The sequence below is a fragment of the Aquitalea sp. ASV11 genome, assembly GCF_016429185.1.
GTDB classification, from domain to species: Bacteria; Pseudomonadota; Gammaproteobacteria; order Burkholderiales; family Chromobacteriaceae; genus Aquitalea; species Aquitalea pelogenes.
Map to the genome: position 1 here is coordinate 13,780 of NZ_JAELUD010000011.1, position 17,059 is coordinate 30,838.

Annotated in this window: 16 protein-coding genes and 1 tRNA gene; 4 read left to right on the forward strand and 13 right to left on the reverse strand. The window is 59.7% G+C overall.

Features of this window, described 5'->3' with window-relative positions; all coding sequences use genetic code 11:
• Positions 1–91 precede the first annotated feature (91 nt).
• A complete protein-coding gene (locus tag JHD62_RS05705; protein ID WP_199102117.1) occupies positions 92–1,237 on the reverse strand; it encodes a PLP-dependent aspartate aminotransferase family protein in 1,146 nt (381 codons plus the stop codon).
• A gap of 321 nt (positions 1,238–1,558) precedes the next feature.
• On the opposite strand from JHD62_RS05705, the gene JHD62_RS05710 reads away from it, so the two are divergent.
• Complete coding sequence (locus tag JHD62_RS05710; protein ID WP_233160664.1) at positions 1,559–3,214, forward strand: long-chain fatty acid--CoA ligase; 1,656 nt, start codon at positions 1,559–1,561, stop codon at positions 3,212–3,214.
• 63 nt (positions 3,215–3,277) lie between these two features.
• Here JHD62_RS05710 and JHD62_RS05715 read toward each other — a convergent pair whose 3' ends face one another.
• From JHD62_RS05715 to JHD62_RS05725, 3 genes are all read right to left on the reverse strand, one after another.
• Positions 3,278–3,937, reverse strand: a complete 660-nt coding sequence (locus JHD62_RS05715; RefSeq protein WP_062788883.1) for an amino acid ABC transporter permease — start codon at positions 3,935–3,937, stop codon at positions 3,278–3,280.
• Between the two features lie 113 nt (positions 3,938–4,050).
• Positions 4,051–4,833, reverse strand: a complete 783-nt coding sequence (locus JHD62_RS05720; RefSeq protein WP_045846684.1) for a transporter substrate-binding domain-containing protein — start codon at positions 4,831–4,833, stop codon at positions 4,051–4,053.
• Between the two features lie 101 nt (positions 4,834–4,934).
• A complete protein-coding gene (locus JHD62_RS05725; RefSeq protein ID WP_199102119.1) occupies positions 4,935–5,711 on the reverse strand; it encodes a sulfite exporter TauE/SafE family protein in 777 nt (258 codons plus the stop codon).
• 206 nt (positions 5,712–5,917) lie between these two features.
• Here JHD62_RS05725 and JHD62_RS05730 point away from each other — a divergent pair, with 206 nt between their 5' ends.
• On the forward strand, positions 5,918–7,546 hold the full coding sequence (locus tag JHD62_RS05730; RefSeq protein ID WP_199102120.1) for a DUF945 family protein: 1,629 nt from the start codon (positions 5,918–5,920) through the stop codon (positions 7,544–7,546).
• A 73-nt stretch (positions 7,547–7,619) separates the two neighbouring features.
• On the opposite strand, the gene ychF is transcribed toward JHD62_RS05730, so the two are convergent.
• The 8 genes from ychF to JHD62_RS05770 all read right to left on the reverse strand — a co-directional run bounded on the left by ychF (position 7,620) and on the right by JHD62_RS05770 (position 14,404).
• On the reverse strand, positions 7,620–8,711 hold the full coding sequence (ychF, locus tag JHD62_RS05735) for a redox-regulated ATPase YchF (protein ID WP_199102121.1): 1,092 nt from the start codon (positions 8,709–8,711) through the stop codon (positions 7,620–7,622).
• Between the two features lie 61 nt (positions 8,712–8,772).
• Positions 8,773–9,357, reverse strand: coding sequence for an aminoacyl-tRNA hydrolase (gene pth, locus JHD62_RS05740; RefSeq protein WP_197077171.1), 585 nt, complete (start codon positions 9,355–9,357; stop codon positions 8,773–8,775).
• Positions 9,358–9,430: 73 nt separating this feature from the next.
• A complete protein-coding gene (locus tag JHD62_RS05745) occupies positions 9,431–9,991 on the reverse strand; it encodes a 50S ribosomal protein L25/general stress protein Ctc (protein ID WP_199102122.1) in 561 nt (186 codons plus the stop codon).
• Positions 9,992–10,051: 60 nt separating this feature from the next.
• The gene (locus tag JHD62_RS05750) at positions 10,052–11,035 is read right to left on the reverse strand and encodes a ribose-phosphate pyrophosphokinase (protein ID WP_045846690.1); all 984 of its coding nucleotides are present in this window, start codon (positions 11,033–11,035) and stop codon (positions 10,052–10,054) included.
• 89 nt (positions 11,036–11,124) lie between these two features.
• A tRNA-Gln gene (locus tag JHD62_RS05755) sits at positions 11,125–11,199 on the reverse strand.
• 8 nt (positions 11,200–11,207) lie between these two features.
• Entirely contained in the window at positions 11,208–12,059 is an 852-nt protein-coding gene (gene ispE / locus JHD62_RS05760; RefSeq protein WP_199102123.1) for a 4-(cytidine 5'-diphospho)-2-C-methyl-D-erythritol kinase, read from the reverse strand.
• Positions 12,060–12,101: 42 nt separating this feature from the next.
• Positions 12,102–12,653, reverse strand: a complete 552-nt coding sequence (lolB, locus tag JHD62_RS05765) for a lipoprotein insertase outer membrane protein LolB (protein ID WP_199102124.1) — start codon at positions 12,651–12,653, stop codon at positions 12,102–12,104.
• Positions 12,650–14,404 (reverse strand): tetratricopeptide repeat protein, encoded by a 1,755-nt coding sequence (locus JHD62_RS05770; protein ID WP_233160666.1) that lies wholly within the window; start codon positions 14,402–14,404, stop codon positions 12,650–12,652. Before JHD62_RS05770 ends, lolB begins: the two co-directional genes overlap by 4 nt.
• Positions 14,405–14,491: 87 nt before the next feature.
• On the opposite strand from JHD62_RS05770, the gene mutM reads away from it, so the two are divergent.
• Positions 14,492–15,307, forward strand: coding sequence for a bifunctional DNA-formamidopyrimidine glycosylase/DNA-(apurinic or apyrimidinic site) lyase (gene mutM, locus JHD62_RS05775; protein WP_199102126.1), 816 nt, complete (start codon positions 14,492–14,494; stop codon positions 15,305–15,307).
• Positions 15,308–15,349: 42 nt separating this feature from the next.
• Positions 15,350–16,180: a 1-acyl-sn-glycerol-3-phosphate acyltransferase gene (locus JHD62_RS05780; RefSeq protein ID WP_045846695.1), complete on the forward strand. Its 831-nt coding sequence runs from the start codon at positions 15,350–15,352 to the stop codon at positions 16,178–16,180.
• Here the strand turns inward: JHD62_RS05780 and JHD62_RS05785 are convergent.
• A complete protein-coding gene (locus JHD62_RS05785; RefSeq protein WP_199102127.1) occupies positions 16,107–16,928 on the reverse strand; it encodes a symmetrical bis(5'-nucleosyl)-tetraphosphatase in 822 nt (273 codons plus the stop codon). The two genes, JHD62_RS05780 and JHD62_RS05785, sit on opposite strands and share 74 nt — an antisense overlap.
• Positions 16,929–17,059 lie beyond the last annotated feature (131 nt).

Here is a 17,059-nt window from a genome sequence, read left to right on the forward strand (position 1 = left end):
TTAGTAATTTACTCAGGTAATTTACCGCATCAGGGCCGCCACAACAAGCCAGACCCGGCTTGCCGCGCAGCCCGTTTCACCTCATGACGGCTTAATCAGCCAGTGCCTGTGCCAGATCCGCCAGAATGTCTTCGATATCTTCCACGCCGATGGACAGGCGCAGGCCGCCTTCACGGATGCCCAGCGCGGCTTTCTGTTCCGGCGGCATGCCACCGTGCGACATGGTGTAACTGTGGTTGACCAGCGACTCTACCCCGCCCAGCGATTCGGCCAGTGCAAACAGTTGCAGCTTGCTGGCCACCCGGCTGGCTTCGGCGCGGGTGTCTTCTTTCAGCCAGATGGTGACGATGCCGCCAAAGCGACGCATCTGTTGTTTGGCGATGTCATGACCGGCGTGGTCGGCAAAGCCGGGGAAGAATACTTTTTCCACCTTGGGATGGTTGCGCAGGAAGGCCGCTACTTGTTCGGCATTGTCGCAGTGGCGGTCCATGCGCAGATGTAAGGTCTTGATACCGCGCAGAGTGAGGAAGCAATCCTGCGGCCCCGGCACGCCACCGGCCGAGTTCTGGATGAACTTGATGTCGGCAAACAGCTTGTCGTCGCTGACGGCCACCAAGCCTAGCAGTACATCAGAATGGCCACCCAGATATTTGGTGGCGGAATGCACCACGATGTCCGCGCCCAGGTCGATGGGGTTCTGCAGATACGGCGTGGCAAAGGTGCTGTCCACCGCCACTACCGCGCCATGCTGGTGCGCGATGGCAGACAAGGCGGTGATGTCCACCAGGTTGAGTAGCGGATTGGTAGGCGACTCCAGCCACAGCAGCTTGGTGCGTGCGCTGATGGCTTGTTGCAAATTGGCCGGGTTGGTCAGATCGACAAAGGTCACCGTGATACCAGCCGGTTCCATCACCTTGGTGAGCAAGCGGTAAGCGCCACCGTAGAGGTCGGCCACGGCAATCACTTCGTCACCCGGTTTCAGCGTGGCACGCAGCACGGCATCAATGGCGGCCATACCACTGGCAAAAGCCAGGCCATGTCTGGCGTTTTCCAGGCTGGCCAGGCAAGTTTCCAGCGCTGCGCGGGTGGGCGTACCGGTGCGGGCATAAGAAAACGGCAATTGCTCGCCTACTTCAGCAAACTCGAACACCGATGTCTGATAAATGGGCGGCATCACCGACTTGCTGTGCTGGCTGCTGTCGTAGCCGGAATGAATGGTCTTGGTAGCAAATTTCATTGTTGTTCCTGATGGTCCTGAGCCTGTGACATCCTGGCCAAGGCGGCATTTACCGTCTGATGGCCCAGCAATACCAATGGCATTAATGGCTGCATGATCATGACTAAAACCGGCACTTTGCCGGCAATTTATTGATTATTCCCAAAAACAGACTGCAATTTTCTTTACACCGAAAGGGAATAGGGCTAATTTGCGCCGTCCTTGAATCAAACATTTGTACGAATGAAGCTAGAACGCGCTTTTGACATCCTCTTTCACCAGTTGGAAACCCTGCCTCGGCCTGATTGCCTGAGTGCCAAAGCCGACGGAAAGTGGCAGTCCATGAGCAGCAGCACCGTGATGGAGGCTGTCAATGCACTCAGCCTGGGTTTGTTGCAACAAGGCATTCAGCGTGGCGATACCGTGGCCATTGCTGCCGACAACTGCCCCGAGTGGGTGATTGTCGACTTTGCCCTGCAACAGATTGGCGCCATCAGTGTACCGCTCTACCCTACCTGCACGCTGGAAGATGCACGCTATATCCTGGAGCATGCAGCGGTCAAGCTGGCTTTCGTCGGCAGCAGTGCATTGCAACGCAAGCTGGAACAGGCGCTCGCTGGCCGCCCCTGCCCTTGCTATGGACTCAAACCGCTAGACGGCCTGCCGTGCTGGACAACGCTGCGCGATGCCGGACGCCAGGGCAAGCTGCAGCAACTGGCGCTGCTGCGTAACAGCATTCTGCCGGATGATGTGTTCACCATCATCTACACCTCCGGCACCACCGGCCGCGCCAAGGGCGTGATGCTGTCCCACCGCAATGTGGTCAGCACCGTCACCGCCACGGCAGCACATACCCGCCTGCCGGCAGGGCAGTGCCGGGCGCTGAGCTTTTTACCGCTGTCGCACATCTTCGAGCGCGCCGGCGTGCTGTACTACCTGCTGACTGGCTGCGGCGTGTATTTTTCCAGCGTCGACGCCTTATCCGGCAGCCTGGCCGAAGTCCGCCCACACACCTTCAGCGCCGTACCACGGGTACTGGAAAAAGTGCACGAAAAGCTGCACGCCAGGGCTGCCACGCTCAAGGGCTGGCAACGCCGCTTCTATCTGTGGGCACTGGCTCGGGCCGAAGCCTACGAACCGAACCAGCCGCCACGCGGTCTGGCCGCCATCCGGCATGCCATTGCCGACCGTCTGGTATACCGCAAATGGCGCGCAGCCATGGGTGGCGAGTTACGCTGGGTGAATGTGGGCTCTGCTGCCTTGCAACCGCGTCTGGCCCGCTTGCTGTGGGCCAGCGGCATTGCCGTGGCCGAAGGCTATGGCATGACGGAAGCCGCCCCGGTGATTACGGCCAATCCCTTCTCGCCAGACGCGGTACGCATTGGCAGCGTCGGCATCGCCCTGCAAGGGGTGGAGCTGAAACTGGCCGAAGATGGCGAAATCCTGGTGCGCGGCCCCAATGTGATGGTGGGCTATTACCGCGAGCCGGAACTCACTGCCAAAACCCTGCGACAGGGCTGGCTGCATACCGGGGACATCGGCATGCTGGAACAGGGTTATCTGCGCATTACCGACCGCAAGAAGGAAATGTTCAAGACCAGCAATGGCAAGTACATCGCGCCGCAGTTACTGGAAAACAAGCTGAAGGAATCGGCCTATATCGACCAGATCATGGTGGTGGGCGATGGTCAGAAATTCGCTGCCGCGCTGATTGTGCCGCTGTATGAAAAGCTGCAGGAATGGTGCCAGGAACAGGGAATCACCTATACCAGCCATAGTGAAATGCGGCTACATCCGCGCATCGTGGAACTGATAGAACGCGAGATCAAGCGCTTCAACCGCCACTTTGGCAGTTGGGAGCACATCAAGAAATTTGCCCTGCTGGACAAGCCCTGGTGTGTGGACGCGGGCGAACTGGCCCCCACGCTCAAGCTGCGCCGCAAGGTCATCAGCCAGCGCTGCCAGGCCTTGATAGAAAGCATGTACCGCCACGCCTGAGTTGCAGGGTGGTCATGAAAATCCCCGCCGATGAGCGGGGATTTTTATTGACCTTCAGCTGACTCAGCGCTGATGCGCCATGTCCAGCTTGCGCTCCACCCGCTTTTGCAGGCGCTCGAAGCTGGCACTCATCACCCAGTACAAGGCCGCAGCACCCAGATAGAGCGGCAGCGGCTGAAAGGTCTGGGCAATCACTTCCTTGGTGGCCAGCATCAGCTCGGTGACGGTAATGACCGACACCAGCGAGGTGTCCTTGATCAGGCTGATCAGCGAATTGGACAGGCTGGGCACGGACAGGCGCAAAGCCTGCGGTGCAACGATGTAGCGCATGGTCTGCCACCAGCTGAAACCCAGCGACAGCCCGGCGTCCCACTGGCCACGCTCCACCCCGGCAATGCCGCCACGCAGGCTTTCCGACAGATAAGCCGCCACATTCAAGGTCAGGGCGATGATGCCTGCCGGTACCGGGTCCAGTTCGATACCGATGCCGGGCAAGCCGTAATAGATGACAAAAATCTGCACCAGCAGGGGGGTGCCGCGCATGGCGCTGACGTAAAAAGCCACCAGCTGCGATAGCACCGGCACCTTGCCCACCCGCAGCAAGGCCACCACGAAGCCCAGCAGCAAGCCCAGCACCATGGCCACCACGGCAAACATCAGCGTGTACAGCGCCCCTTTCAGCATCACCGGCAGGGCCGCCGCAATCAGATCTGCCCACTCCATGTTTTTATCCCCATTCAGAAACACCTGCGCCCCTGACTGGCAGGGGCGCAGCAATCAGCACATTCTAATGGTACTGAAGGCAAAACACGATGGCCGCAAAGGGCCAGAGCCGCTTACTTGGCGGCAGTCGGTGCCTTGGACACGTCGATACCGAACCACTTCACCGAAATCTTCTTGAAGCTGCCATCAGCCTTCATATCATTCAATGCCTTGTCCACCGCCTGCTTGAACTTGGGGTTGTTCTTGGCAAACGGAATGCCCATGGTGGTGACATCACCTACCGGATGACCAGCCTTCAAGGGCAGCTTGGCTTGCTTGATGGCAAACGGAATCAGCAGGCTGTCGTTGAGTGCCGCGTCAATCCGGCCGGAGGCCAGGTCTTGCAGGTTTTCCGGCGCAGACGGGTATACCTTCACCTCGATACCGTTCACTGCCTTGACCATGTCAGCGTAGTTGCTGCCCTGGCCCACGCCCACTTTCTTGCCTTTCAGGTCGTCCAGCGACTTGAATACGCGCGTCTCGTTCTTGCGGACGATCAGCTGGGCACTGGAGAAGGTGTAAGGCTGGGAAAAGTCGAAGGTTTCCTTGCGCTTGTCGGTAATGCCCACCTGGTTGACCACCACGTCAAACTTGCCTGCCTGCAGGCCAGCCAGCAGACCGCTCCATTCGCCGGTGGTGAATTCCGGCTTCACCTTCAGGCGCTTGGCCACTTCGGTAGCTACTTCCACATCAAAACCAGTCAGGTTCTGCTGGGCATCCTTGAAGGTAAACGGCGGATAAGTGCCTTCCACGGCAATTTTCAGGGTACCACGCTGCTTGACGGTATCCAGCAGGTCAGCAGCCATGGCATGGCTGGCAAAAGCGGCAAACAGGGACGCACACAGGATTTTTTTCATTACAGATCATCCATCAGATTATGAAAACAGAAACCTTCCGCCAGCCAGGTGACAGGCCGTAACAGGCTGGCGGGGACAGAAGTCGCCAGCATACTCCAGCCTTAGCGGATAAACAGCCATATTGTCAGTGCGGTTCCCACCACCACCACAAAGGCGCGCAACTGGCGCTCCGGCAGGCGGTGCATCAGCCAGCCGCCCACCACGCCGCCGGCAATGCCGCCAGCCCCCAAGGCCAGCACCGCAGCCCAGTTGATTTGTGGCGACATGGCGAAAATGGCCACTGCCGATGCATTCATGGTCATGGCCAGTGCATTTTTGGTAGCCGTGGCCATACGCACCTGCTGGCCGGCAATGGTGAGCGCCGCCAGCATCAGGAAACCGATACCGCCACCAAAATAACCGCCATACACCGCAATTGCACCCTGAATCAGCAACAACAGCGGGGTGGGCAAATGCCGTGGCGGGGCGTCTGGGTCCACCACCGGCTTGCGGCGGAAACTGCCCCAGGCAAACACGCTGGTGGCAAACAGCACTAGCCACGGCACCAGCCGGGTAAAGATGCTGACCGGGGTGGACAGCAGCAGCAAGGCCCCCAGCACCCCGCCAATCAGGCTGACCACAAACAGATGACGAAACGGTACCGGCCCCACGCCGCCCACCAGCTTGCGCCCGGCCAGCGCCGAGGTGATCTGGCTGGGAAACAGCGCAATGGTGCTGCTCATATTGGCCGCCAGCGGGTTGAGCCCGGCCAGCAGCAAGGCGGGAAAGGTAATGAAGGAGCCGCCTCCCGCCAGCGCATTCTGGATGCCGGCATACAGGCCGGCTGCGGCAATCAGTGCCAGCAGGGGTAGTGGTAAAGGCTGCGAAAAATGAAACATGAACGGCTCCAAGATGAATCGGCTGGGGATTGTCAGGCAACAAGCGCTCCATTTTGCCCGGAATGCCAGGGCATGGACACCCGGATTTTCCCCTGCCATCGCCTGCCCTCAGAGCAAAACCGGGCTGGTGCAGCCCTCTTTCCCCTGCTAGTCTGGCAAGCATGTCAGCGATAGGCGTATGTCATTCAGCGCCACAGGGAGATGCAATGAAGGCAATCAAGATAAGCGCAGCGCTAGTAGGCCTCGCGGTGGCGGGATGGTGTGCCATTGCCCCCGGCATTGTCGGCATGCGCTATGAGGAAAAAATGCGCAGTGACTTTGCCACGATGGCTGACAAGGCTGGCGGTTCCATGCTCAGCCTGCAACAGTTCGACCGCGGCTGGTTCACCTCCACCGCCAAGGTGCAACTGAAGCTGCCCATCGGCAGCCAGGTACAGGTGATTCAGCTGGACTACAAGATCAAGCAGTTGCCGCTGCCTTTCATCCGCTGGTCCCGCACCGATATCAGCTTCACGCCAGTGGATGAACAAGGCAAACCAGGCCTTCCCCTGCCGCTGATGCTGGAAAGCATCCGCAAGACTGATGGCAGCAATGAAAGCCATCTTGCCGGCCATGACGTCATCGTCAACACGGCGGCCGGTACCTTCACCTTCAGCATCGAAGGCAAGGCCCACACCAAAGAAGGCGAGCCGGTAAGCTACGACTTCACACTGCCCACCTTCAGCTTCCTCGCCGCCAACAGTGGCAATAATGGTCTGGTCCTGCGCATGAATGATCTCAAGCTCAATGGCCAGGTGAGCGCTTTCAATCAGCCCGATGCCGCATGGGCCTCACAAATGAAGCAGCAACTGGGCGGTGCCAGCCTGCAGGCTGGTGCCACGCCGCTGGCCCAGGTGGGCCCAAGCCGCATGGAGATCAAACTGGATGACAAGGGTGGCAATTTCGACATCAGCTACCTGACTCATCTGGACAGCCTCAAGCTATCCCCTCCCGGCCTGCCCGCGCAGGAGCAGGACAATATCGACCTCGACTTCAGCTACACCAACCTCAACAAGCAGGCCTTGCTTGCCTGGCAAGCCGACACCATGGCACTGGCCAGCCGTGCCGACCTGCGCAACAATCCCGCCGCCATGCAGCAGGCATCCATGGCGCTGGTCTACAAGCACATGGGCGCCTTCCTGGCACAATCCCCGTCCTTCAATCTGCAACGCCTGTCGCTGCACATGCCCAAGGGCACTATCCAGGGCAGTTTCTCCATCGGCTTTGATGGCAGCGGGGTCAAGGCCGCCGACATCACCCTGCCCTGGCTTGCTGCACAAGGCCAGCAGCGCAGCACGCTGAAAGCCAGCCTGGCGGTCGAGCGCAGCCTGCTCGACGCCCTGGCCCCTTCCAGCCAGGCCAAGGCACAAGCCGAGATGATGCTGACCCAATGGCAAACGCAGGGGCTGATCAAGAACGATGGCAAGGTCATCAGCAGCAGCCTGCTGATCGATCGCAACGGGGTAAAAGCCAATGGCCAGCCACTGAACCTGCCGGGCCTCATGTCGGGTATGAACAACAGGCCCGCACCAGGTACACCAGCGCCGGAAGCTGCGCCTGCCATGCCGCCAGCGGCCGAGCAGCAGGCCAGCAAGGCAACAAGCCCGGCCGCAAGCATGCCTCCGGCCAGCACAGCACCAGCCCCTGCTGCTGCCACGGCGGCACCGGCATCGTCACCGGAAGCCAAAGCAGGCCAAGGCCACATGCGCCTGCCCGGCCCCCGGCTTGACCTGCGCTACTGCCTGCGCCAGCACGACGACCTTGCCATCATCCGCTGCGCCAACCGCGGCCATTAGACATACAGTCAAGCAAAACGCCCCCGGACTTGGCATCCGGGAGCGTTTTTCATTGGGCAGCGGGTAAGGCTGATCAGACGTTGAACAGGAAGTTCATCACGTCACCATCCTGTACCACGTATTCCTTGCCTTCGGAGCGCATCTTGCCGGCTTCCTTGGCCTTGGCTTCGCCACCCAGGGTGATGAAGTCGTTATAGGCAATGGTTTGCGCACGGATAAAGCCGCGTTCGAAGTCGGTGTGGATCACCCCGGCAGCCTGCGGTGCGGTGTCGCCCACGTGGATGGTCCAGGCGCGTACTTCCTTCACACCGGCGGTGAAGTAGGTTTGCAGGCCCAGCAGCTTGTAACCGGCGCGGATCAGGCGGTCCAGACCCGGCTCTTCCAGGCCCATTTCGGCCAGGAATTCAGCCTTGTCGGCATCGTCCAGGTCGGCAATTTCGCTTTCGATGGCCGCACACAGGGCAACCACCGGCGCGCCTTCACGCTCGCCCAGCGCTTGCAGCTTGTCCAGGTAGGGGTTGTTGCTGAAGCCGTCTTCCGACACATTGGCCACGTACATGGCCGGCTTGATGGTGAGCAGGCACAGCGGCTTGAGAATGGTCTTCTCTTCGTCGGACAGGTCCAGCGAGCGCACCGGCTGGCCCTGGTCCAGATGCGGCACCAGCTTTTCCAGTACGGCGATCAGTGCGCGGGCGTCCTTGTCACCGGACTTGGCTTTCTTGCCTTCGCGCTGCATGGCTTTTTCTACCGAGGAGAGGTCGGCCAGCGCCAGTTCGGTGCCAATGGTTTCGATGTCGGCAATCGGGTCTACCTTGCCGGCCACGTGCACGATGTTGTCGTCGTCAAAGCAGCGCACCACATTGACGATGGCGTCGGTTTCGCGAATGTTGGCCAGGAACTGGTTACCCAGGCCTTCGCCCTTGGAGGCACCTGCCACCAGACCAGCAATGTCGACAAACTCGACGATGGCCGGCTGGATTTTTTGCGGGTTGATGATCTTGGCCAGCTCGGCCAGACGCGGGTCCGGCACTTCCACGATGCCCACATTGGGCTCGATGGTGCAGAAAGGATAGTTGGCGGCCTCGATACCGGCCTTGGTCAGCGCATTGAACAGGGTGGACTTGCCAACATTGGGCAGGCCAACAATACCGCACTTCAGACTCATGTCAGCATTCCTTGATTAGGTTCACTAAGATGCAGGCCGGCATGTCGTCCGGCCCGTGAAATCACTTGGCTGCAGTATGCAGCTCTTTCATGGCCATCGCCATGTTGCCGGCAATGGCCAGCGGCAGGTAGGTCTGTGCCTTGAGCACGGCGTCGTCGATGGCGCTCTGTTCTTCGGCACGCGGCTTTTTCAGCACAAAATTCGCCACTTCGTTGCGGTCGCCCGGGTGACCGATGCCAAGGCGCAAACGCCAGAAAGCGGGAGAACCCAGACGGGCCGCGATGTCTTTCAGGCCGTTATGACCGCCATGGCCACCGCCCTGTTTCAGGCGCGCCGTACCCGGCGGCAGGTCCAATTCGTCATGCACCACCAGGATTTCATCAGGCAGAATCTTGTAGAAATGCGCCAGTGCCAGTACCGCCTGCCCGGACAGGTTCATGAAGGTCATCGGCTTGAGCAGCCAGATATCCTGACCTTCTATCGCAACACGGGCAATGTCACCGTGGAACTTGCCTTCGGTCCGCCAGTTGCCCTTGTATTTCCAGCACAGCTCGTCCAGCAGCCAGAAACCGGCGTTATGACGGGTTCTTTCATATTCCGGCCCGGGGTTGCCCAGACCGACAATCATGCGAATGGAGGACATGATCGGATTTTCCAGTAAAAAGGCCCGCTGCAGGCCTAAGCCTCACAACGAGCCCTTGTCAGACAAACACTAGTGCTTAGGCGCTGGCCAGAGCGATAGCGGCGTCTTCACCACGTACCAGAGCGGTGATTTCAACACCAGCCGGCAGTTTCAGGTCGGACAGGTGAACGGCTTCGCCAGACTTGATGGCGGACAGGTCAACTTCGATGAACTTCGGCAGGTCGCCCGGCAGAGCGCGCACTTCCACTTCATTGATGATGTGGCTGATCTTGGCGCCTTGCAGCTTAACAGCTTCCGATTGGTCGGCGTTAACGAAGTGCAGTTGAATCTTTACGTGTACTTTCTGGCTCAGGTCAACACGTTGGAAATCAATGTGCAGAACTTGCTGTTTGTACGGGTGGTTCTGGAAGTCACGCAGGATGACAGCTTGCTTCTGGCCGTCGATAACCAGATCCAGGATCGCAGAGTGGAAAGCTTCTTCCTTCAGTGCGTAAAAAATGGTGTTGTGGTCCAGAACGATGGACTCAGCAGCGCCATTGCCGTATACCACGGCCGGCAGTTTGCCAGCGTGACGCAGGCGGCGGCTCGCACCAGTACCCATCTCTTCGCGCTTGGCGGCGATCAGTTCGTAAGACATGTAATACTCCAGTATTTCAAGTTAAAGGCACCAGCCCCGCCGCGACCAGCGGGCCTGATGTTACGGCAGGCAAGCGCCCGACGAAACCAGTTCCTCATTGAAGAGGTAGGACACCGATTCCTCGTTGTTGATGCGGCGCAGCGTCTCGGCCAGCAGGCCGGCGATGCTGGCAACCCGGATGTTCGGGCAGGCCAGGGCCTGTGCAGTCAACGGAATGGTGTCGGTGACAACGACCATGTCGATGTCGGAATTCTTGATGCGATCCACGGCCTGGCCGGAGAAAATCGCATGGGTGGCATAAGCCAGTACGCGCTGGGCACCGCGCTCTTTCAGCGCAGAAGCGGCCTTGCACAGGGTGTTGGCGGTGTCGATCATGTCATCCACGATCAGACAGGTGCGACCGGATACATCACCAATGATGTTCATCACCTCGGCCACATTGGCCTTGGGACGACGCTTGTCGATGATGGCCAGATCGGTATTCAGTGCCTTGGCCATGGCACGGGCACGTACCACACCGCCCACGTCCGGGCTGACGACGATCAGGTCGTCGATGCGCTGGGAACGGATGTCCTTGAGCAGGACCGGGGTGGCGTAAACGTTGTCTACCGGGATGTCGAAGAAGCCCTGGATCTGGTCAGCATGCAGGTCGACGGTCAGCACGCGGTCGATACCGGCGCTGGTCAGCATGTTGGCCACCAGTTTGGCGGAAATCGGCACACGGGCGGAACGCGGACGACGGTCCTGACGGGCGTAGCCAAAATACGGAATGGCTGCGGTGATCCGGCCGGCAGAAGCACGCTTGAGCGCATCGGCCATGGTCAGGATTTCCATCAGGTTGTCATTTGTGGGAGCACAGGTGGACTGCAGGATGAACACGTCGCGTCCGCGGACATTCTCCAGCAGTTCGACAGCAACTTCGCCATCGCTGAACTTGCCGACATCGGCACGGCCCAGGGAGATATCCAGATGCTTGACTACGTTTTGAGCGAGTTCCGGGTTAGCGGTCCCGGTAAATACCATCAAACTGTCGTATGACGCCATGATTCCATTTGCCTTAGCAGGATAAAGAAAAAGCGTGTAAGGGATTCTTACACGCTTTTTTCATGCTCTCTCTTATTGAGAGAAAGTCTTGGCTGGGGAGGTAGGGATCGAACCTACGAATGCCGGAATCAAAATCCGGTGCCTTACCACTTGGCGACTCCCCAATAAACTTTTAAACAATGTCCAACAAGGGGTGGCTATTCAGCCCTTCTGCAACAAATCCCTTATATTTTCCGGACATTGCCTGATAAACTTTATCGGCTTCTTCCTTCGACTGGCACTCAAGGAACACACATGCTCCAGAACCAGTCATCAGCGGCGAACCATATTTTTTCAACTCGCTCAGTACTTCATTCACCGCCGGGTACAACCCTGAAACAACTTGCTGCAGCTCGTTTCGTCGTTGCTGCGTTGTTTCGAGGATTCGCATTATGCTGATGCTGCCTTCCTCTGTCAACACCCTTCCTGCAAATTTCTTAAATATTTCTGCAGTTGGTACATGTACCCCGGGATGAATTACAACATACCATGCAGGTTTGAGATTGATTTCATTCAGTTTTTCACCAATTCCGGTAGCCAGCGCATTCTTGCCGAAAATAAACACCGGAACGTCCGCACCCAGCTGCAAACCCAGTTCCATCAATTTTTCACGCGACAGATTTGTCTGCCACAAGTGATTCAGCGCCAGCAAAACAGTGGCGGCATCCGAACTTCCGCCCCCCAGCCCACCGCCCATCGGGATGCGTTTGGTCAGACGAATGCTGGCTCCCTGGGTAGCGCCACTGGTTTGTTGCAGCAAACGCGCCGCACGCACGGTAAGGTCCTGCTCTGGCTCAACGCCATCAATCGGGTTGAGCAGCACGATCTGCCCATCGTCGCGTACGGACAGTTCCACCGTGTCGCTGAAGTCGATGAAGCGGAATACCGTCTCCAGCAGGTGATAACCATCAGCACGCTTGCCGACGATATGCAGCAGCAGGTTGAGTTTGGCCGGGGCCGGATAGGAATGGAATGTTTGGTTCATACGAAAGCAGATTCGGTAAATACGTGAAATCGGGGCGCGGCTTCAATGCCAGCTTTGCGGCAGCAGGCGGACGGTGAGGCGGTCGCGCTGCATGTCCACCCGCTTCGGGTAAAGGGAAGGTACGTCGGCATCACTGACAAAGCGGATGGTCCAGCCCTGCTGTGCCAGGCTGCCATCGGCAGAGAACTGGTACGGAGCGTCCGGGGCCGGCAGGCCGCGTATCCACCACACCAGGTTGCCCAGCGGCAGCGTCCAGCCCAGCACGTCCTGGGTGAGCGATTCGACATCCGTGGCCTGCCAGGTTTTGCCATCGGCCTGCAGGCTGACGCCAGCCGGGTTGCGCTGCAGCCTGGCCACGGTGGTACCCAGCGGGCTATTCACGGACAGTTGGTCTGCATCCGGCTGGTGCGCCCAGTCAAACTGCCCGACCGAGCCCTTGCCATCCATATTGACCGAAATACGGCCACTGACATTGAAGGCCTGATCGCGCGCGGTGCTGCTCGTGCTGGCGGCAGGACGGAAAACGGTTTCAGTAGCGCAGCCGGTCAGCAACAGGCTGCTGACCAGCCACATCAGGGCAAGGCGCTGCTTCATGGCTGATGAAAGCGCTTGAGCGCATCTTGCAGGGCTTCATTACCCGGGTCCTTGCCCAGCGCTTGCTGCCACAGGCTGACGGCCTCTTGCTTGCGACCCAGTTTCCACATGACTTCCCCCAGATGTGCCGCCACTTCGCTATCCGGCAGCGCAGCGTAGGAGCGTTGCAGGTACTTGAGCGCGGCTTCGGTGCGGCCCAGCTTGTACAGTACCCAACCCATGCTGTCCTGGATCATCGGATTTTCCGGATCGGCCTTGAGCGCCCTCTCGATATAACCCAGCGCTTCCTGATGACGGTTGCTGCGGTTGGTGAGGGTGTAACCCAAGGCATTGAGTGCCTGGGTGTCGTCCGGCTTTTCCTTGAGCAGGGCTTTCAGGTCGCGCTCGGCATCGCCCAGATTGCCCAGCTGGTCGGATACCAGAGCGCGGTCATACAGCAATTCGGGGGAACGCGGCCAGTTTTCCAGCGCCTGGCTGAGAATGCGATAGGACAGGTCATAGCGCTTGGCATGCCGTGCCAGATCGGCCTGCTGCATGGCCACTTGCACTTTTTCCTGCTCGCCCTGCCCCAGCGGTGCCAGTCTTTGCAGGGCCTGATCCAGCTTGCCGGCCTCGGCATCCAGTGCAGCCAGCCGCGCCTGGGCTGGCAGGTATTGCTGGCCACTGGCCACGGTGTCATACCATTGCCGCGCCGCTGCCTTGTCCTGCCGCTCTTCGGCAATCTGTCCCAGGCTGAAACGGATGAAATCAACTTCCGGATGCTTTTGCTGCAGGGCGGCGCTCAGACGTTGGTCGGCAACGTCCAGGTCGCGCAGCTGATAGGCCAGCAAGCCGGTGGCATAGAGCAGGTCGGGATTGTCCGGGTTTTGCTTGAGCAAGGCCTCGAACGCGACGCGGGCCTCGGGGAAGCGCTTGGCCCCCACCAGCAGGCGCGGGTAGGCCATGCGCAATTCCAGCCCGGCATCCGGGCGTCGTGCCAGTTCCTGCTGCAAGAAGTCGATGGCTTGTCCCAGCCGGATGCGGCGCAGGCGGTCGGTTTGCCAGGCAACCGGCAAGTCCCACTTGGGGGCGATTTTCGCCAGCCGGTCGAATTCCTGCTGAATGGTGGCGTCATCATTCACTTCGGCAGCGACGGCAATCACGGCAAAGCGTGCCTCGGGCAAATCGGGATACTGGCTGGCCAGCCGCTTCACCAGAGCATAAGCTGCCTGTTTGTCGTCCTGCCGAGCGGTGAGGCGGGCCAGCTGGACAAATACATCGCGTGCACGCTGCGGTTCACGTTTGAGCAGATCCTCCACCAATGGCTGGCTTTCCGCCAGCTTGCCGGCACGCAGCATGGTGATGAACAGCTGCTCGCGCGGAATCTGCGATGTCGGGTCCAGCGTCATCCACAGTTCCAGCGCATTGGCCGCTTCTTTCAGCTGGCCGGTAAACAGGGCGAATTCCGCTGCACGCTGGGCCAGACGGGGGTCGCGCGTTTGCCTGGCCAGATCGAGGTAGGTCACCGCTGACGAGGCGGCAGCACCGCGCTGGGCCGCAATTTCACTGGCCAGCACACCGTAGACGATTTGCGGGGTCAGCTCTACCCGCGGCAAATTGGAATTGTCCTCGGCCACTGCGGTAGTGTCTTCATCCGCGCTTTGCTCGGCAGCAGCTGCAGCCGTTTTGACCTGGGTTGGAGTCTTCAGGCTGGTGCAGGCTGACAACAGCAGCACCAGCAGCAGGGAAAGGGGTCGATTCAGCGGTTTCATTCGCATGGAGTCTGTGCCGGTTGAGCGCGTAGAATAGCACGCTCGGTTATTTGATCTAGTCAATCTTGTCCTGAAAGCGAAAGCAGCATGCCCGAACTGCCGGAAGTCGAAACCACCCGCCGCGGCGTAGCGCCGTATCTGGATGGCGCCACCCTGCACGGTGCCATCGTACGCGAGGCCCGCTTGCGCTGGCCGGTGCCACCACAGCTGGATAGTCTCCTTGCCGGTTTGACAGTACGCGCAGTCACGCGTCGTGCCAAGTACCTGCTCATACATTTCGACAGCGGCACCTTGCTGATCCACCTGGGCATGTCCGGCAGCTTGCGTTATGTCCCGGCCGATACGCCGCCGCAAAAACATGATCACATCGACCTGAAGCTGGGCAGCCACGTGCTGCGCTACCGCGACCCACGCCGTTTTGGTGCCATGCTATGGCATGTCGGCCCGCCGGAACATCATCCGCTGCTGCAAAGGCTGGGCCCGGAGCCCTTGTCCGACGCGTTTGACGGCGCGGTGCTGCATGCGGCCATCCGCAAGCGCAATAGCGCCATCAAGCTGGCCATCATGGACAACCACGTGGTGGTGGGCGTGGGCAATATCTACGCCAATGAATCCCTGTTCCACTCCGGCATCCATCCGGCACGCGATGCCAGCGCGCTGAGCCTGGCCGATTGCCAGCGGCTGGCAATCCAAATCAAGCGGGTACTGGCACTGGCCATTGAGGCCGGTGGCAGCACGCTGCGGGACTTTGTGAATACCGAAGGCAAGTCGGGTTACTTCCAGCAGGACTATTATGTCTACGACCGGCAAGAGCAGCCGTGTCGCGCTTGTGGCAGTCCGATTCATCAGATACGGCAGGGCCAACGGAGTTCCTACTATTGCCCGCTGTGTCAGCCATGCTAGAGTGGCAAATCATTCAAACCCGCACATGAAGCGCCGCGTATCTTGAAGTCAACTGCCTCTACGTCTTATTTCACCCGCGCCAGCCGTTTGCTGCGCCTGGTTTGCCACATTGCCCTGGGCATTTTCATTGTTGCCACCCGCTATCCGCGCCTGGCGCAGGCCGAGCGTGCCGTGGTGACCCGGCGCTGGTCTGGACATTTGCTGAAGATTCTCGGCATCACGGTCAAGGTGGAAGGGGTGAACCCCGGCTTTTATCCGCCCAATACCCTGCTGGTGGCCAATCATGTGTCCTGGCTGGACATTTTCGTGCTCAGCAGCTGTACGGTCTCGCGCTTTGTCGCCAAGCGTGAAATCCGCTCCTGGCCGCTGATTGGCTGGGTGGTAAATGCAGGCGGCACACTGTTCATCGACCGCAGCAACCGCCGCGATGCCAGCCGAGTGAATCAGCTCTTGGCCGACGCGCTGGGCAAGGGCAGCTGCATGGCAGTGTTCCCCGAGGCAACCACTTCGGATGGCCGTGGCATCCTGCCGTTCAAGGCATCGCTGTTTGAAGCCGCCCTGCCTTCGCGCAGCACGGTTCAGCCGGTGTCCATGCGTTATCAACTGCCGGATGGCAGCCTGACCACCGCTCCGGCCTATGCCGGTGACACCACCTTCTGGCAAAGCATCAAGTTGATTCTGGCGCAGCCGGCGATGGAGGTTGCCCTCACCTACGGTCAGCCGATGAAGGCGGGCGAAGGCGAGTTGACCACGCGCTTCGCCCTGTCGGAACGTGCATTCCGCGAAGTCTGCCTCGGCCTCAGGCTGCCACTTCCCGATACACCGGGCACGGCAGCGAAAACGTCTGCCTGTCCTCCAGCCGAAGTGCAGTAAGGCTGCCGCCCCACAGGCAGCCGCTGTCGATGGCGAGAACGTCCTCGGTCAGGTGCAAGCCCAGCGCCGACCAGTGACCGCAGATGATGGGGGTATGGCTGCTGCGCCGCCCCTTGGCCTCGAACCAGGGAATCAGGTTGGCCGGTGCACCGTCACGCTCACCCTTGTAGGCGAGGTCGATTTCTCCATCACGGGTAATGAAGCGCATGCGGGTCATGGCGTTGACGATGACGCGCAGGCGCTCGGCCCCCTTGAGTTCATCCGACCAGCGAACTGGCTTGTTGCCATACAGCCGGGACAGGAATTCGCGGTAGTAAGGGCCGGACAGGCCATCTTCCACCTCTTCGGCCAGACGCAGTGCCCGGTCAATGCTCCACTCCGGCAACAGGCCGGCATGCACCATGGCATAGCCCTGCTCGGCAATCATCAAGGGCTGACAGCGCAGCCAGTCCAGCAATACCTTGCCATCCGCCGCATTGAGAATGTCTTCCACCGTATCGCTGCGGTGCAGCTTGCCAAAGCCTTCTGACACTGCCAGCAAGTGCAGGTCGTGGTTGCCCAATACAATCTGCACCCGGTCCTGCTGCTGGAATACCCAGCGCAGCACCTGCAAGGATTCCGGCCCACGATTGACCAGGTCGCCGGTCAACCACAATGTGTCCTTGCCGGGATTGAACTCGATCTGCCGCAGCAGTTGCTGAAATGGGCCGAAACAGCCCTGAATGTCGCCAATTGCGTATGTTGCCATCTTCACCTCGGACAGTGCGACAGGCCAAGCCGGGGCCAGCCGCCGGGAGCCACATGATACCGCATGCTACAATGCAGCACCTTGGTTACCACCATGCAACGCTGCTGAGCGTTTCTGCCAGCGTCTGCCTT

Bases quoted from the DNA above. Each gene is read 5' to 3' on its own strand.
- JHD62_RS05705 (WP_199102117.1), bottom strand. From the start codon at position 1,237: ATGAAATTTGCTACCAAGACCATTCATTCCGGCTACGACAGCAGCCAG.
- JHD62_RS05710 (WP_233160664.1), top strand. From the start codon at position 1,559: ATGAGCAGCAGCACCGTGATGGAGGCTGTCAATGCACTCAGCCTGGGT.
- JHD62_RS05715 (WP_062788883.1), bottom strand. From the start codon at position 3,937: ATGGAGTGGGCAGATCTGATTGCGGCGGCCCTGCCGGTGATGCTGAAA.
- JHD62_RS05720 (WP_045846684.1), bottom strand. From the start codon at position 4,833: ATGAAAAAAATCCTGTGTGCGTCCCTGTTTGCCGCTTTTGCCAGCCAT.
- JHD62_RS05725 (WP_199102119.1), bottom strand. From the start codon at position 5,711: ATGTTTCATTTTTCGCAGCCTTTACCACTACCCCTGCTGGCACTGATT.
- JHD62_RS05730 (WP_199102120.1), top strand. From the start codon at position 5,918: ATGAAGGCAATCAAGATAAGCGCAGCGCTAGTAGGCCTCGCGGTGGCG.
- ychF (WP_199102121.1), bottom strand. From the start codon at position 8,711: ATGAGTCTGAAGTGCGGTATTGTTGGCCTGCCCAATGTTGGCAAGTCC.
- JHD62_RS05745 (WP_199102122.1), bottom strand. From the start codon at position 9,991: ATGTCTTACGAACTGATCGCCGCCAAGCGCGAAGAGATGGGTACTGGT.
- JHD62_RS05750 (WP_045846690.1), bottom strand. From the start codon at position 11,035: ATGGCGTCATACGACAGTTTGATGGTATTTACCGGGACCGCTAACCCG.
- ispE (WP_199102123.1), bottom strand. From the start codon at position 12,059: ATGAACCAAACATTCCATTCCTATCCGGCCCCGGCCAAACTCAACCTG.
- lolB (WP_199102124.1), bottom strand. From the start codon at position 12,653: ATGAAGCAGCGCCTTGCCCTGATGTGGCTGGTCAGCAGCCTGTTGCTG.
- JHD62_RS05770 (WP_233160666.1), bottom strand. From the start codon at position 14,404: ATGAAACCGCTGAATCGACCCCTTTCCCTGCTGCTGGTGCTGCTGTTG.
- mutM (WP_199102126.1), top strand. From the start codon at position 14,492: ATGCCCGAACTGCCGGAAGTCGAAACCACCCGCCGCGGCGTAGCGCCG.
- JHD62_RS05785 (WP_199102127.1), bottom strand. From the start codon at position 16,928: ATGGCAACATACGCAATTGGCGACATTCAGGGCTGTTTCGGCCCATTT.